We start from the raw sequence: 15,099 nt of genomic DNA, 5'->3' as shown, positions 1-15,099 counted from the left end.
CAGGCCAAATGGAAAATTACCAGCGGTCCTTGTCACCATGCCCCTTGTCCCTGGCCGTATCAGCCGCGACATGGCGCAACGGCCGTTTGGGGCCATGTTTAGGTTTTTCATCAAACAGGTCCGAAAGTTCGCGCAGCATGGTGCCGCCCAGTTCTTCGGGGTCGTTGATCGTCACGGCATGCTGATAATAGCGGGTCACGTCATGACCAATCCCGATGGCGAGCAATTCCACCGGCGAGCGTGTCTGGATCCAGTCAATCACTTCGCGCAGATGCCGTTCCAGATAATTGCCGGAATTGACCGACAGGGTGGAATCATCAACCGGTGCCCCATCGGAAATCACCATCAGGATGCGGCGCTGTTCATTACGCGCCAGCAACCGTTCATGCGCCCATAGCAAGGCTTCGCCGTCGATATTTTCCTTCAGCAACCCTTCGCGCAACATCAGGCCCAGATTTTTGCGCGCGCGACGCCAGGGCGTATCGGCGGCCTTGTAAATAATATGGCGCAAATCGTTCAAACGGCCCGGTTTGGGCGGCTTACCCGCATCCACCCAGGCTTCGCGCGATTGTCCGCCTTTCCATTGCCGGGTGGTGAAACCAAGAATTTCCACCTTCACCCCGCACCGTTCCAGCGTGCGGGCCAAAATATCGGCCGACAGGGCGGCAATCGTAATCGGCCGTCCGCGCATGGAACCGGAATTATCGATCAGCAGCGTCACAACCGTATCGCGGAAATCGGTATCATGTTCCAGCTTGAAAGACAGCGGCGTTGACGGCGTTGCCACAATGCGCGCCAGCTTGGCGGCATCAAGGATGCCTTCTTCAAGGTCAAAGTCCCAGCCACGGTTCTGCTGCGCCATCAGGCGGCGTTGCAACCGGTTGGCAATGCGCGACACAACGCTTTGCAGGGCTGCCAACTGTTTATCAAGCATGGCGCGCAGGCGGGCCAGCTCCATGCTTTCGCAGAGTTCATCGGCAAAGACGGTTTCATCATATTCCCGGGTGAAAGGCTCATATCCGCGTTCCAGCGGTTCGTTGCGCCCATCAAATTCCGGCTGTTCGCCCGGCCCGGCTGGCTGTTCTTCCTGCGCCTGGGCGTCAAGCTGCTGGTCATCAATGTCGCCCTCGCCCGATTCGGCATCGTCAGCACCACTTTCCTGCTGCTGATCATCGCCATCGGGGTCGGTTTCGTCGCTATCGCCCTGTTCGCCGCCCTGGCTCTCCTGTTCATTGTCGGGGGCGTCTTCGCCGTCCTGCTGGTCCTGATCATCGCCTTCTTCTTCGGGCGGATCTTCCAGCAGGTCATCTTCCAGCGACAAATGATCCAGCAACCGGCGCATCCCGCGCGAAAAGGCATCCTGGTCATCAAGCAGCGACTGAAGTTCTGCCAGATCGCCGCCTGCCTTTTCCTCGATCTCGGAACGCCAGAGGTCGATCAGGTTACGGGCGGAATCCGGTGCTTTTTCGCCAGTAAACAATTCACGCGCCAGCATACCGATAGCATCAGCAAAAGGCACATCCTCGCGGGCGGTCAAACGATGAAAATTTTTAGCCTTGCATTCGGCATCCTCGTGCGCCCGCAGGTTTTTGCGCACACCAGGAAAATAGCGCGAACCAAGGGCTTCGTAACGGGCGGTTTCCAGGGCCTCGTAAACGGCCTGGGCCTCGGCACTTTCGGGCATGCGTTTTTGATGCAGGGCCGCATCATGGTGGCGCAATTTCAAGGCCCAGCCATCAGATACGCCACGCAAATCGGCGACTTCATCGCGGGGCAGAGCCTGCTTGGGCATGGGCAGGCGCACATGTTCGCCATAACCGCCCGGGCGACCGCCCTTGACAAAGCCAACCTCCAGATCATTGCGACCGGCCAGCGCGCGAAATGTCGCCGCCGTGCCGCGCAAAAACCCCGAAAGCGCCTCGTCGTTTTTCATCGCTTGCTGTCTCGTTTCATTCCGGGTTTACAGAGTGCAGCAGGCTGATCACACGCCTGCTGCAAACCTGTCATCTCAATCAAGGGCCGCGTTCTTAACGCACCATCACATTAATGGCACTTTGCGGCAGTTCCTCGCCAAAGCAACGCTGGTAATATTCCGCCAGGATCGGCCGTTCCACCTCGTCACAGCGGTTCAGGAAGGTCACGCGGAACGCATAGGCGACATCGTTGAAAATTTCGGCGTTTTCCGCCAGCGTAATCACGGTACGCGGGCTCATCACGGTTGAAATATCACCAGCGACAAACCCCTGACGGGTCAGGTTGGCAAGGGCCACCATCGCCTCGATCTTGCTGCGGCCATCGGGCGTATCAAAGCTGGGCACCTTGGCGGCAATGATGTTGGTTTCATCGGCCACCGGCAGATAATTCAGCGTTGCAATGATCGACCAACGATCCATCTGCGCCTGGTTGATCTGCTGGGTGCCATGATAAAGCCCCGTGGTATCGCCAAGCCCCACCGTGTTTGAGGTGGCAAACAGGCGGAAATGCGAATGCGGATGGATGACCTTGTTCTGATCCAGCAGGGTCAGCTTGCCATCGACTTCCAACACACGCTGAATCACAAACATCACGTCCGGGCGACCGGCATCATATTCGTCAAACACCATGGCAACCGGGCGTTTCAGCGCCCAGGGCAAAATGCCTTCGCGAAATTCGGTGATCTGTTTGCCATCGCGCAGGACGATGGCATCCTTGCCGATCAGGTCAATACGGCTGATATGGCTATCGAGGTTAACGCGGACACACGGCCAGTTCAGGCGCGCAGCCACCTGTTCAATATGGGTCGATTTACCGGTGCCATGATAGCCCTGAATCATCACACGGCGATTGTGGGCAAAGCCCGCCAGAATCGCCAGCGTGGTATCGCGGTCAAACCGGTAAGTCGGATCACTGGCCGGGACATGTTCGCTGCTCTGGCTGAAAGCCGGCACCATCATGTCGCTATCAATACCGAATGCCTCACGCACGGAAATCTTGGTATCGGGTGCATCCAGCGGATGTTCTGCTGCACCACCACTCGCTTCGTAACCTTGGCTCATAAGTACTCGCGCATTTAAGGACCGGTTTGCCCGGCCGAATGTGTCATCTTTCTCATTAATAACGATTAAGCCGCCGCGAACAAAGGAAAGTTACGGAATTTTTTGCCTTTGATATAAAAAGCTGTATTTACAACAGTTTTTGCGGAACTTACCGGCAACCGGCACAGCCCGCGCAACAATATTGTAGCGTCGGGCTGGCTAAATCGAAACCCGTGCCTCAAGATCACGGATATAGGTCATCAGGCTGGAATAGGCTGCACTGATGCTTTTAAACCGTTCCTCGGCCCGTTTATCGCCGCCATTGGCATCAGGATGATATTTTTTTGACAGTTGCTTGTATTTGGATTTCAGCTCGTCCTTGGAAAACGGCCAACCCAAATCAAGCGTTGCCATTGCCTGCTGCTGTTCACGCGGCATGCCCAATGCTCCGGCCCGGCGTGCCGCATCCTCGGCATTACGTTCCCGGCGGTTGGCATTAGGGTCGCCCCCGGGGCCATGATGGGTTTGCTCACCCTCTTCATTAAAAAAGCCAAAGCCATCGGAAAACTTGAAATCAAACGGCTTTTTAGCTCCGCGAATATGGCCGAACTGCCATGTTGGCCGCTGCCAGTGGGTATCACGGCGGACATGCTCTTCAATATCATCGGCTTTCATGCCGCTGAAATAATCCCAGGATTTGTTGTATTGCCGAACATGTTCCAGGCAAAACCGGTAATAGGTGCTCAGGCTGCGGTCTTTTGGGGCCCGAAATTCCCCATGCTCCGCACAGCCGGGCCAATCGCACACCGGCAGATCGGGCTCGGTAAAATACAACGTCTTGCGTTTGTTTCGTTGCGCTCTGTTCATAGGGTTTTATATGTTCGGAACCATCAAGGGACGCAATATCATATGTGTCGATTGCGAACGATAAAAGGATTGAAAAAGACTGACGGGTTGAAAATACGGGCGCAATGAACGTTCCGGTTTCCCCTTCCGTTGTTTTTGCATGCAATCCTTTCAACAATTAGAGAATGTTACATGCAGGTTGCTCAACAAATTCGCGATATTATTACCGCACAGTTTGCCCCCGAAAAACTCGAACTGATTGATGATTCGGCCAAACATGCCGGTCATTCCGGTGCCGACCCGCGTGGCGAATCCCATTTCTCGCTTTTGATCGTTTCCAAAAGCTTTGAAGGACAAAACCGTGTTAACCGGCAGCGGCTGGTTTATGGGGCACTGGATGATCTGTTGAAAAACCGGGTTCACGCCCTGGCCTTAAAAACCATGACGCCCGAGGAATGGGCCAACCAGGCAGGGTAGAACCCGCCGCAAGGCAGTCATCGAACATTCCGGATGCAGGGCAAATCCGCTCAAGCCGGGATTACGGCATTGCGCGGGTCGGCCTTGCCGCCGGAAAATGTGCGCCTGGTAGCATCAATTAAGCCTCGATCAAGCATCGAACTGCCACATCCAAAAACGGGAAGGCCGCCTCTTTTCGACGCCGCCCCTTTCTATCAGTCATCCTGTGGCCCGGTATAGCTGTCAGGCGCGATGCGTTTGACAGCGGCCCCATCGCTGCGCCACCCATGACAGCTATTGACCAGCGGGCTTCTTTTTTTGCGCGGTGCGGCCATTCCCTGTTCTTCGGCGCGGCGCTGTTTTTCGGCTGCTTCTTTGGCGCGCAGCGGAAAAATCGTCTGAAAGGCGGTTGTTGCGACCGGCCCCATCAATTCAGTCAGATGGGTGCAACCATCTATGCCGCCAACACGTTCGCGAATTTGCTGCTTAAGGCCCGGACCAATTTTCAACCCGACCAGCTTCTCGTAATTCGGGGCAATTTCATTACAGGCGGCAAACGGGGCATGGTCGGTCACGGCTTCCACTGCCTGGATAACCATATGATCATCGATTGTCAGACGCAGCCACATTTGATGAATGGGTTCTCCGGCAGGAATGTCGCCGCGGTCATGATTTTTAAAACCATATGTTTTAACATCGGTGATATGCCCTTCAATATCCCACAAACCGTCGGACCGCCGATAGCCGGTACACGTCACGTTTCGGGTATGTAAATGGTCGCGCGGTGCGGGATCTGACAGGGGCATATCTCTCTCCTTTACGTAAACGTAAAGACCGAACATACCCTCCTGTCAACCCGGAAATGATGCACACTGCATTTTCCGGATCCAAGCTCAAAACGCGCTTACGCCATTTCAGGCCACGCCGTAATCCGACCCGAAAATAAATTTCTCGCGGTCACGCACCTCGTCTTCCAGGCTGGCCTTGACCACGTTAAACAAATCGCGGATCGACACCATGCCAACCACACGATCCCCATCCACCACCGGCAAATGGCGGTAGCGATGTGCGCTCATAAGCGACAAAGCCTCGTGCGCATTGTCATCCGGACGCAGCGTATCGGGATTGGCCGTCATCACATCAACCAGCGGTGTTTTGGCAGGATCAAGCTTTTTGGCGACAACGCGGTTAACCAGGTCGCGTTCGGTGAAAATACCCGCCAGCCGGGCCGAATCATCCACCACAATCACGGCACCGATTTTCCGGTCACTCATCAATAGCACCGCATCCATCACGGAATCGGCAGGATTCAGGGTAGCAAGGGACTGTTCCTTCACGAGACCCGGTACGATTTTAGTATCCATTTTGTCTCTCTATCCAGTTTGCTGTTGCCGTTTAATGGCCCTCAAACGCACACCAGATAACCGGCACGCATGCCATTACCCGAGAAATTTTAACCGATAAGTAGAATATTTTCGATCATTTAACGCGATTTGACGCATTTTCCCGCCAGACACGAGGATACAAAACACCCTGCAGCGTGCTGCGGGGTGCGCGTTACCCATAAAATCACGCAGAAACAGTCATTGCAAAAAACCGGAAAGGGTCATTCTTCTTCGTTCGCTGGCACAGCGTCCGCCGGGCGCAACTTCACCCGTGTGACCTGGTTGCGCACACGGCGCAGCACCTCAAATTCCAGCCCGTGAAAACGAAACTGTTGCCCGACATCGGGAATCCGCCGCGTTTCATACAGCAAAAGACCGGCAATCGTTGCCGCCTCTTCATCAGGCAGACGCCAGCCAAAGCGGCGATTCAGGTCCCGAATAGTGACATCGCCGCGCACAATGACCGACCCGTCGATCTGCGGCTGAACTCCCACCACCTCGACATCGGTTTCATCGGCAATATCGCCAACAATTTCTTCAAGAATGTCTTCCAGCGACACCACCCCTTCAAAGGCACCATATTCGTCAACGACAATGGCAAAATGCTCGTGCCGTTCCTTGAAGGCCTTTAACTGGTCAGCCAACGTGGTTGAATCGGGAATAAACCAGGGCTTTGCCGCCAATGCACGAACATCGGCAGCATTCTGCGGCTTGTTACCGCGCACGATGGTTTTAAGAACCTCACGCGCATGCAAAACACCAACAATATTGTCCGGGTCATTTTCATAAATCGGAATGCGGGTATGCGGGCTGGCCAACACGGTTTCGAGAATTTCATCAAGCGAACGGGAAATATCAATCATCTGCACCTTACGGCGATGCACCATAATTTCCCATACGCCGACATCATCGAGGTCCAGAATACCATGCAGCATCGCCCGTTCGGCCTGATGGTCGCCAATCACCTCGTCATCGGCATGAAGCTCGATAGCACCGCGCAATTCGCGTTCGCTGTCGGTTTCCGGGCCATCACCGCTGCCAAACAGCCGCATGGTCATCCGGACAATCACCTGGATGGTTTCTGTCACCGGGGCAAAAAGCGTGACCAGCACTTTCATTGGGCGGGCAACGCGCAAGGCCATGCTGTCGGCATGTTTCAGGGCATAGGTTTTGGGCAGAATTTCCGCAAAAATCAGCACCAGTGCGGTCATCACGGCCGTAGCATAAACCACACCATTGGGACCAAACAGCGCGATCATCACCGACGTCGCCATTGCCGAGGCCAAAATATTGACCAGGTTATTGCCCAGCAGAATGGCACCAATCAGCCGTTCCTGATTTTCGCGCAAACGGTTGACCATCCCGGCACGGGCGTCGCCATCCTGCTCCTTGTGGTGCATGATGGAACGCGATGCCGCCGTCAGCGCCGTTTCCGACCCCGAAAAAAATGCCGACAACATCAACAGGATAAAAATCACGACGATCGTGATTGTCATAGGGTCCCCTCGTCCTCAGAACGGCGTTTTTCGCCCAACAGGTTCAAATATCTTGGTTGTTAACGTTTGCCACGGCCCGCCAGACCGGCAGGCCGCCGCCTAATTACCCGCTTAATCCGCCCGGCAGGACCGGGAAATGGCCGCGCGCATTTTGCCCACATCCATTTCGCGTGACGTAAATGCCTTGCCGATGCCACGTGTCATGACAAAGGTGATCTGCCCGTCACGTACTTTCTTATCATGCGACATATGGCCGATCAGCCGGTCTATATCCCAGTGCACCCCCGAAACCTGTGATGCCCGCACCGGCAGGCCCACCGCCTGCAAATGGTTCATCAGACGGGTTGTATCCTGTGCCGGGGCCATGCCCATTGCCGCACATACATCATGGGCAATCACCATGCCGATCGCCACCGCCTCACCATGCAAAAGCCGCCCGTCATAACCAAGCTCGGCCTCAAACGCGTGACCAAAAGTATGCCCGAGATTAAGCAGGGCACGCTTGCCGCTCTCGCGTTCATCCTGCGAAACAACCCGCGCCTTGGCCGCACAACTACGATACACGGCGTGTTTGCGTTCCGCGCCGTCGCGGGCAATAACCGCCTCGGCATTGTTTTCCAGCCAGTCAAAAAAGTCCGGCTCGTCAATCAGGCCGTATTTGGCAACTTCGGCATAGCCCGCCAGCATTTCGCGTTTCGGCAGGGTATCAAGCACCGCCGTATCGGCCAGAACCAGGCGTGGCTGATGAAACGCCCCGACCAGGTTTTTACCCGATTTGGAATTGATACCGGTTTTACCGCCCACCGAACTATCGACCTGGGAAAGCAGGGTGGTCGGAATTTGCACGAAATCCAGCCCGCGCAGAAGCGACGCGGCAACATAGCCGCCCAGATCGCCAATCACGCCACCGCCCAGGGCAATGATCAGGGTGGAACGTTCAATGCCAAAGGCCAGAATCTGTTCAACCACGCTTTCAAAGCTGGCAAAACTTTTGGAGGCCTCGCCCGCCGGAACGACAACGCTGCGATGGGGAATACCCGCCGCCTCCAGCGAGGCCTCGACCGTCAGCAAATGCAGTTTTTCAACGTTGCTGTCCGTCAGGATGACAACACCGGCAGCACGGGCAAAAGGCGCAACATATTTGCCGGTATCGGGCAAAAGCCCACTGCCAATCACAATATCGTAGCTGCGATCATCAAGTTCGACACGAAGTGTTTCTGCACGGGTCAAGATTTCAACTTTCCATTTTCGTCAAAGGCATTTGCCAGCGCGGCCAGCACCCCGTCGCGGGTGTCTTCCTTGGAGGCATCGCCGCAATCAAATGTCACATCCGCTCCGGCATAAACCGGGTATCGTGCCTCAATCAGATCGGCCAGAATCTGGCGCGGATTGCCACTATTGAGCAAGGGGCGATGCGGGCGCCCGGCGGTGCGATGTACCAGCACGTCAAGATCGGCACGCAGCCAGACGGACACACCTTTTTCCAAAATCAGTTTGCGGGTCTGTTCACGGATAAAGGCACCACCACCGGTTGCCAGAACAACCTGCTCGCCTTCCAGCAGGCGCGCGATCACGCGTTCTTCGCCATCACGAAAGGCGTCTTCGCCATACAGCCGGAAAATATCGGCAATCGAGCAGCCAGCCGCTTCCTCGATTTCGCGATCGGCATCGATGAAGGGCAAATCCAGCGTTTTGGCAACCATACGCCCGATGCAGCTTTTACCCGCCCCCATCAGGCCGACAAAAACCAGCGACCGGTTGTTCAAACCGGCAGTGATGTGTGCGGCAATATCCGTGTGCAAACCCGACTCGTCATTTTTAATATCCATGACCGGTTTGCATTCCTGTTTTATCATGTTCATACGGTCCCGTGACCGCCTGATACAAATTGACACTGTTACACAATTCTTTAGGGCACGGTTGCGCGGAACGCAAGCAAACCGCACGGCGAATTTGCAAACAGTGTGTTGAACATCATTCTGGCCGTAAAAATGACATACAATTATTAACGTTCTGCACCCTAGACTGATTTGGTCCTGCCGAATTAGGATGTAAGCAGATTTTATCAAAGTGGCTGATTTCTCGGTCAGAACACCCAAACCAAAGCTTGAGAGCCCATGAAAATTCTATCCCGGATCATTCTGTTTCTGATTATTGCGGTCATTGCGGGCGGCGCCATTTTCCTTGTGACCTGGGACATACCGGCACCAACATCGCAAATCGAACAACCCATCCCTGATTCGAGGTTCAATTAAAATGCGTTCAGGCACCACCAGGGCCTGCCTTGTTGCCTGCCTCACCGGGCTGGGCACCTTGATGCAGGTGATCCCCGCCGGGGCCCAGCAAGGCCCCGTTCCGCTGTTTTTGCAAAACCGCAATACCGACAATTCCACCACAACGGATGGAAATGCCAATGGTGGTAACGCCGCAAACCAGCAAGGGCCGGGCAGCACAGGCCAGGATGGTGCCGGATCGCAATACCCGCAACAGGGCCCCAACGGCGTGTTTGGCTGGGGAACGAATGCAGGCAATGCGAATGCAAATGGCAGCAACGGCAATGCCTATCCCACCGATCCCGATGCCGTTCAAACCCTGGAACTCAATGCGGTTGATGCCGAATCTGTCGGGATTCTGGATCGCGATTCAGGCGGGCTTGGCGTGGATATGTGGACGGGCACCTCGCGCGAGATGGCGGCCCGCCTGATCGATGCCCTGCCCGATCATCCGGGCAGCCGTGCCATGCGCAACCTTGAACGCCGCCTGCTTCTGAGCATCGCGGCCGCCCCCGATGATCACAAGAATATCAGCCTTCTGGCCCATCGCGTTGCCAAATTGCAGGCGATTGGGGCCTATGGCGATGTTGCCCGGCTGATCAACGCTTCCGCCCACGACAAATTATCGGCAGATCTGGCGGAGGCCCAGGTCAATGCCCTTCTGGTCACAGGCCTGCTGGATGATGCCTGTGCCGCCATCGAAAGCTATGGCAACCAGTTCGATACGCCCTTTTGGCTCAAGGCGGCAGCCTATTGCCAGTTGAGGGCCAAAAACAACACATCGGCAACCTTTACCACCGATCTGGTCCGCGAAGTTGAAGGCGAGAAAGACAAACTTTTCTTTGCCCTGAACAGGGCCATTCGCACCGGCAGCAATGTATCGCCCGACCTTTTGGTCAATTTGCGTCCGCTTGATGTTGCCATGCTGGAACTGACCAAGCAGGGCCTGCCCGCGGGCAAATTGCAAAATGCAGATGCCCCCACCCTGATCGCCTTTGTCAAAAGTGCCAATACGGCAACCGCGCTCAGGCTGGAGGCAGCCCGCCTTGCCGAACAGCGCGGCTTTATCACCACCGACGAACTTGCCAGCACCTATATGTCGGTGACATTTACCTCGGCGGAACTGGCAAATGTTCTTGATGATGCCAGCGAGGATTCGCCCGCCCGCGAATATGCCAAACTGTATCAGGCAGCGGCAAAATCAGACGTTCCGGCCGTGCGGGCCGAAATCCTGGCCCATATGTATGACAATGGCCGCAACAATGGCGATTATGGGCAAATCGCCCGCCTTTGTGCATCGCTTCTAGAAGATATTCCCATCAATAACGATTTTGCCTGGTTTGCCACCGACGCCCTGGCAGCCGCCATTTACAGCAACGACCTGGAACTTGCCGGTGGCTGGCTGGCACAGGCAAAGGCATCGGCCAATGATGACAATTCCATTGAAAGCCGCCTGATTGTGCTTTATCCGGCAATTGTTCTTGCCGGGCTGGAAGATACCGGAACCCCCAATACGCAACAGGCTCCTGGGGCAACCACAGGCCTGGGCGGGGCGAATTCCACCATTGGGCAGGCCCCCGCCACATCGCAGGCCCTGGCCCGCCACCGCGCCCGAATGGATGAATGGGCCGAACTGCAAAACGCCCGCAATGACCAGAACGAGGCACGCCATGACGCTGCAATGGTCTATAGCCTGTTTGCCGCCTTTGGCATCGAAGTTCCGGAAAAATTCTGGGACAGCCTGCTGACCCAGCCCTATGTCGTTTCCAATGCAGTGCCCAATGCGGCCGTTATTCATAAAATGATCCAGGCTGCGGCAACCGGGCAGCGGGCAATGGCGGCCAGCCTGGTTATTATCAGCAATGGCACCCTGGACCCCGATATGCGCAACGCCACATCACTGGGGCAGTCGGTGGCCGCCTTGCGTGCTGTCGACCTTGAAAGCGATGCAAGGCGTATTGCCATTGAAACCATTCTGGAATCCGGTCTGTAACCTGGGCAACGGCAAAGGCACATCATGAGCACATCCGCGCGTGACGACCGGCTGGTTTCCGAATTTCTGGAAATGATGGCGGCTGAACGCGGGGCAAGCCGCCATACACTGGATGCCTATCGGCGTGACCTGGAAGATTACCAGGCATCGCTACATGCGGCCAAAACCGACATGACCAAGGCTGGCCCGAATGATGTGCGCCGCTATCTTGATGAACTGGCACATGCGGGCCTTGCCGCCCGCACCCAGGCCCGGCGCCTTTCCGCCGTGCGCCAGTTTCACAAATTCATCTATGGTGACGGCATTCGGGGCGATGACCCGACCGCCCATATCGACAGCCCGCGCCTGGGCACGGCGCTGCCGAAGTTTTTATCCACCGATGAAATCGACCGGCTGATTGAAACAGCCAACCGTCAGGAAGGCATCAAGGGCACGCGCCTGCTGGCAATGGTGGAACTGCTTTATGCCACTGGCATGCGGGTTAGCGAACTGGTCGAACTGCCGTTTAGTGCCGTTGCCCGTGACCCGCAAATGCTGGTGGTGCGCGGCAAGGGCAACAAGGAACGGCTGGTGCCGCTGTCTGTTCCTGCCAAACAGGCGCTGGCGGAATATATCACCATCCGGGAGGCGTTTATCCCGCTTGATAAAGGCGGGCAGCCGGAAAAATCGCCCTATCTGTTTCCATCGCGCGGCAAAACCGGACATTTAACCCGGCAGATGTTTTTGAACATGATCAAGGATCTGGCATCAAAGGCAGGCATTGCGCCCTCGCGGGTATCGCCGCATGTGTTGCGCCATTCCTTTGCCAGCCATTTGCTCGCCAATGGTGCCGATTTGCGCAGCCTGCAACAAATGCTGGGCCATTCCGATATATCCACAACCCAGATTTACACCCATGTGATCGAGTCTCGCCTGCGTGGTCTGGTTCAGGAACATCACCCGCTGGCGCACAAAAAAAACGGTTCCTAACCGGCCCGGGCAGCCTCCTATGCAAAAGCAGGGGCCCCAGACGGACTACTATTGTATAGGCTCCTGAAACCATATATTGTATACTTTGTCGATTAATTGATGTTGTCACATATTCGTCATGCAACCTTCATCAGACTGATACCATTTTTACGATACCAGCATGAGTATTCCAGCCGCATCCATATGCAGGGCTGCCCACCGATCCGATGCGCGAGGGTAAATGAGCGTGACGCTCAGATCCGATGAAACAACCGTTCCAATGTCCATTCCAGCGCACCGACTTGGTCCGCGTGACTGGTCCAAAATCGTTGAAACGATTGACTTTGCCTTTCAGCCCATCATCAACAGCCATACCGGACATGTCTTCGGCTATGAGGCCCTGCTGCGCAACTGGGCAAACGCCGGATTTGAGTCCATTCAGGATGTTTTTGACATTGCCTGGGAAACCGGTGTGCTTCACAGCATCGACATGCAGTTTCGGGCCATCGTCATCAACAAGTTTGCCCGTTTACCGAACGCTGACAAATTAAAACTGTTTTACAATTTCGACAGCCGTGTCGTGCGCTCCAACGAATACCGCCCGGGCCAGACGGTCGAGCTACTGACCGCGGCGGGATTGTCGCCGGATTCCATGTGTCTGGAAATTTCCGAACGTCACGACATCTCCAATGCCCAGAATTTTCAGGACATCCTGCTGCGTTATCGTGCCCAGGGCTTCAAGGTTGCCATTGATGATTACGGCAGCGGTTTTGCCCAGATGCGCGCCCTTTATGAATGCGAGCCCGATATCATCAAAATTGACCGTTTCTTTGTCGCAAATATGGACAAGGACCGGCGAAAGGAACTGTTCGTTACCCAGATTACCGGTTTTGCCCATTTAATTGGCGCACAGGTTGTTGCCGAAGGTGTGGAAACCCAGGAAGAGCTCATGTCCTGTCGCCGTGTCGGATGCGATTTTGTTCAGGGGTATTTTATTGCGCGTCCCTCAGTCATTTTGCCGGAGCGCACTGACATTATTCCCGGCCTGAGCGAAATTTTAAGCCAGAACCGACGCCAAAGCGACCATGACGGTGAATTGTTACGTTCTTTCATGATCGAGGCACAGGCCGTTCCCGAAACCATAAAGCCAAACGATATTCTGGACTTTTTCCAGCAACACGCGGATTCAACCATTGTCCCCGTGATCAATCGCCGCGGCGAGCCGGTTGGCATTATTCGCGATTCCGACTTCAAGGCCTTCATCTACACACCATATGGCCGTGAATTGCTGCAAAACCCGTCCAATCGGGCCTATCTTTCGCGTTTTTTACGACGCTGCCCCTCAGCCGACATCCGCACAAGCCTGTCCGAGCTTTTGGAAACGTTCGTGTCCACCGATACGCTGGACGGTTTAATTCTGACGGAGAACGGACGCTACCTTGGCGTGATGGACCAGCGTGCGCTGCTGCGTGCCGTTAATGAACGCAACACGCTCAATGCGCGCGATGAAAACCCGCTCACGCGTCTGCCTGGCAATAGTGCAATTTACCGCTATGCCGCCAATGCGCTCGCCAATCCCCGCCGCCGCCGATTTGCCGTTTATTTTGATTTTGACAATTTCAAACCGTTTAACGACCGCTATGGCTTTCGCCAGGGCGACCGCGCCATTTTGCTGTTCAAGGATATTCTGGGCAAGGCGCTCAGCCAGAATGCCTGGTTCATTGGTCATATTGGCGGTGATGATTTTTTTGCCTATGTGCAGTCAATTGATTTTGAAGATGCCGTGCAGGCCGTGCGTCGGGCGCAAGCCATGTTCGACGAAGAAATCAAAAGTTTTTACGACCCCAAAACCCGTGAAAACGGTTTTCTGCAAGGCAAGGGTCGCGACGGTGTTGATAAGCACTTTCCGTTAATGACGGTCAGTGCAGCACTCATACGCATTCCGCCGGAACGTACCGACATTACGCTGGACCATATTTCAACCGAAGCGGCAAAACTCAAAGAACAGGCCAAAAATAGCGCCGACCGTTTTGCCACCGGAATCTATGAAGGAAGCGATTCGTACTCGCCCTTCCCGGACATCGATCCGGACACGGATGAAGAGCTTTCATCCATCCCGCCGGATAATGCCTTTTCCCACCTTAAAAATTGAACATTCTGCCCAATAAATCCTGTGGTTAACGAAAAATCGCGTTATTGCGGCACAGGCAGGGCCCCCATGCACGGTTGATGTAAAATTTTGCTTTCCTGCGCAAAAAGGCAGGCTATGATACTGCCCGTTTCTGATTGAAATTTTCACCCGTAATGCGCGGATACGTCACACACGCCCATGATCGCCAAAATTGGTTCCGGTTATAATGTTGCCCTTCCTGCTGCCCTGCGCCCGGTTGCCCCGGTTGCAGAACGGGCCGCGCGTGGCGATTTTGACAAAATCATTGATCAAAACGGTGAAAAACTTAACCCGGCTGCGCAAAATGGCCTGATTACCGACGAAAATGCCGGTCAGAACCAGCCGCGCCAAACCCGGCAAGCCCGCGACAGCGACACAAACCCGACCGCACTGACCCTTGACGCCAGCGACAGTGACAGCATTGCATCGGGCTACAGCAAAGGCGGTACGGTTTCCAATATTGCCGCCCTGAACACCCTGCCGCGTGGCAGCCGGGTTGATATCATCGCCTGACCGCC

General features: G+C 55.2%; 13 protein-coding genes. 5 read left to right on the top strand and 8 right to left on the bottom strand.

Translation table 11 applies throughout. The features are described 5' to 3' along the window. Positions 1-16: 16 nt before the first annotated feature. From cobT to TH25_RS06325, 3 genes are all read right to left on the bottom strand, one after another. Positions 17-1,933, bottom strand: coding sequence for a cobaltochelatase subunit CobT (cobT, locus tag TH25_RS06335; RefSeq protein WP_114087587.1), 1,917 nt, complete (start codon positions 1,931-1,933; stop codon positions 17-19). Positions 1,934-2,027: 94 nt separating this feature from the next. After that, the gene (cobS, locus tag TH25_RS06330) at positions 2,028-3,035 is read right to left on the bottom strand and encodes a cobaltochelatase subunit CobS (RefSeq protein WP_114087586.1); all 1,008 of its coding nucleotides are present in this window, start codon (positions 3,033-3,035) and stop codon (positions 2,028-2,030) included. A gap of 198 nt (positions 3,036-3,233) precedes the next feature. Next, positions 3,234-3,821: a J domain-containing protein gene (locus TH25_RS06325; protein ID WP_258549056.1), complete on the bottom strand. Its 588-nt coding sequence runs from the start codon at positions 3,819-3,821 to the stop codon at positions 3,234-3,236. 231 nt (positions 3,822-4,052) lie between these two features. Between TH25_RS06325 and TH25_RS06320 the strand changes: the two genes are divergently transcribed. Beyond that, on the top strand, positions 4,053-4,337 hold the full coding sequence (locus tag TH25_RS06320; RefSeq protein WP_114087584.1) for a BolA family protein: 285 nt from the start codon (positions 4,053-4,055) through the stop codon (positions 4,335-4,337). Positions 4,338-4,531: 194 nt separating this feature from the next. Here TH25_RS06320 and TH25_RS06315 read toward each other — a convergent pair whose 3' ends face one another. The 5 genes from TH25_RS06315 to TH25_RS06295 form a co-directional block, all read right to left on the bottom strand. Further along, positions 4,532-5,122, bottom strand: a complete 591-nt coding sequence (locus TH25_RS06315) for a DUF2889 domain-containing protein (protein ID WP_114087583.1) — start codon at positions 5,120-5,122, stop codon at positions 4,532-4,534. A 108-nt stretch (positions 5,123-5,230) separates the two neighbouring features. Further along, positions 5,231-5,680, bottom strand: a complete 450-nt coding sequence (locus TH25_RS06310) for a CBS domain-containing protein (RefSeq protein WP_114087582.1) — start codon at positions 5,678-5,680, stop codon at positions 5,231-5,233. Positions 5,681-5,922: 242 nt separating this feature from the next. Beyond that, entirely contained in the window at positions 5,923-7,197 is a 1,275-nt protein-coding gene (locus tag TH25_RS06305) for an HlyC/CorC family transporter (protein WP_114087581.1), read from the bottom strand. A 111-nt stretch (positions 7,198-7,308) separates the two neighbouring features. Further along, positions 7,309-8,430 carry a 3-dehydroquinate synthase gene (aroB, locus tag TH25_RS06300; RefSeq protein ID WP_404969418.1) on the bottom strand — a complete coding sequence of 374 codons (1,122 nt, stop codon included), beginning with the start codon at positions 8,428-8,430 and terminating at the stop codon, positions 7,309-7,311. Then, positions 8,424-9,026: a shikimate kinase gene (locus tag TH25_RS06295; RefSeq protein ID WP_258549055.1), complete on the bottom strand. Its 603-nt coding sequence runs from the start codon at positions 9,024-9,026 to the stop codon at positions 8,424-8,426. The genes aroB and TH25_RS06295 overlap by 7 nt, the downstream gene beginning before the upstream one ends. A 427-nt stretch (positions 9,027-9,453) precedes the next feature. On the opposite strand from TH25_RS06295, the gene TH25_RS06290 reads away from it, so the two are divergent. The 4 genes from TH25_RS06290 to TH25_RS06275 all read left to right on the top strand — a co-directional run bounded on the left by TH25_RS06290 (position 9,454) and on the right by TH25_RS06275 (position 15,094). After that, positions 9,454-11,463: an antifreeze glycopeptide gene (locus tag TH25_RS06290; RefSeq protein WP_114087579.1), complete on the top strand. Its 2,010-nt coding sequence runs from the start codon at positions 9,454-9,456 to the stop codon at positions 11,461-11,463. A gap of 24 nt (positions 11,464-11,487) precedes the next feature. Next, positions 11,488-12,432 (top strand): site-specific tyrosine recombinase XerD, encoded by a 945-nt coding sequence (xerD, locus tag TH25_RS06285; RefSeq protein WP_114087578.1) that lies wholly within the window; start codon positions 11,488-11,490, stop codon positions 12,430-12,432. Between the two features lie 220 nt (positions 12,433-12,652). Continuing rightward, on the top strand, positions 12,653-14,563 hold the full coding sequence (locus TH25_RS06280) for a GGDEF domain-containing protein (RefSeq protein WP_114087577.1): 1,911 nt from the start codon (positions 12,653-12,655) through the stop codon (positions 14,561-14,563). A 177-nt stretch (positions 14,564-14,740) separates the two neighbouring features. After that, on the top strand, positions 14,741-15,094 hold the full coding sequence (locus TH25_RS06275) for a hypothetical protein (protein ID WP_114087576.1): 354 nt from the start codon (positions 14,741-14,743) through the stop codon (positions 15,092-15,094). The last annotated feature ends 5 nt before the right edge of the window (positions 15,095-15,099 follow it).

The organism is Thalassospira profundimaris (genome assembly GCF_003326755.1).
GTDB classification, from domain to species: domain Bacteria; phylum Pseudomonadota; class Alphaproteobacteria; order Rhodospirillales; family Thalassospiraceae; genus Thalassospira; species Thalassospira profundimaris_B.
Note: the sequence above shows the minus strand (reverse complement) of the source record. Positions and strands in the feature narration are given on the sequence as shown.

Bases quoted from the DNA above. Each gene is read 5' to 3' on its own strand.
- TH25_RS06275 (WP_114087576.1), top strand. From the start codon at position 14,741: ATGATCGCCAAAATTGGTTCCGGTTATAATGTTGCCCTTCCTGCTGCC.
- TH25_RS06320 (WP_114087584.1), top strand. From the start codon at position 4,053: ATGCAGGTTGCTCAACAAATTCGCGATATTATTACCGCACAGTTTGCC.
- TH25_RS06280 (WP_114087577.1), top strand. From the start codon at position 12,653: ATGAGCGTGACGCTCAGATCCGATGAAACAACCGTTCCAATGTCCATT.
- TH25_RS06290 (WP_114087579.1), top strand. From the start codon at position 9,454: ATGCGTTCAGGCACCACCAGGGCCTGCCTTGTTGCCTGCCTCACCGGG.
- cobT (WP_114087587.1), bottom strand. From the start codon at position 1,933: ATGAAAAACGACGAGGCGCTTTCGGGGTTTTTGCGCGGCACGGCGGCG.
- TH25_RS06310 (WP_114087582.1), bottom strand. From the start codon at position 5,680: ATGGATACTAAAATCGTACCGGGTCTCGTGAAGGAACAGTCCCTTGCT.
- TH25_RS06295 (WP_258549055.1), bottom strand. From the start codon at position 9,026: ATGGATATTAAAAATGACGAGTCGGGTTTGCACACGGATATTGCCGCA.
- TH25_RS06315 (WP_114087583.1), bottom strand. From the start codon at position 5,122: ATGCCCCTGTCAGATCCCGCACCGCGCGACCATTTACATACCCGAAAC.
- TH25_RS06305 (WP_114087581.1), bottom strand. From the start codon at position 7,197: ATGACAATCACGATCGTCGTGATTTTTATCCTGTTGATGTTGTCGGCA.
- cobS (WP_114087586.1), bottom strand. From the start codon at position 3,035: ATGAGCCAAGGTTACGAAGCGAGTGGTGGTGCAGCAGAACATCCGCTG.
- xerD (WP_114087578.1), top strand. From the start codon at position 11,488: ATGAGCACATCCGCGCGTGACGACCGGCTGGTTTCCGAATTTCTGGAA.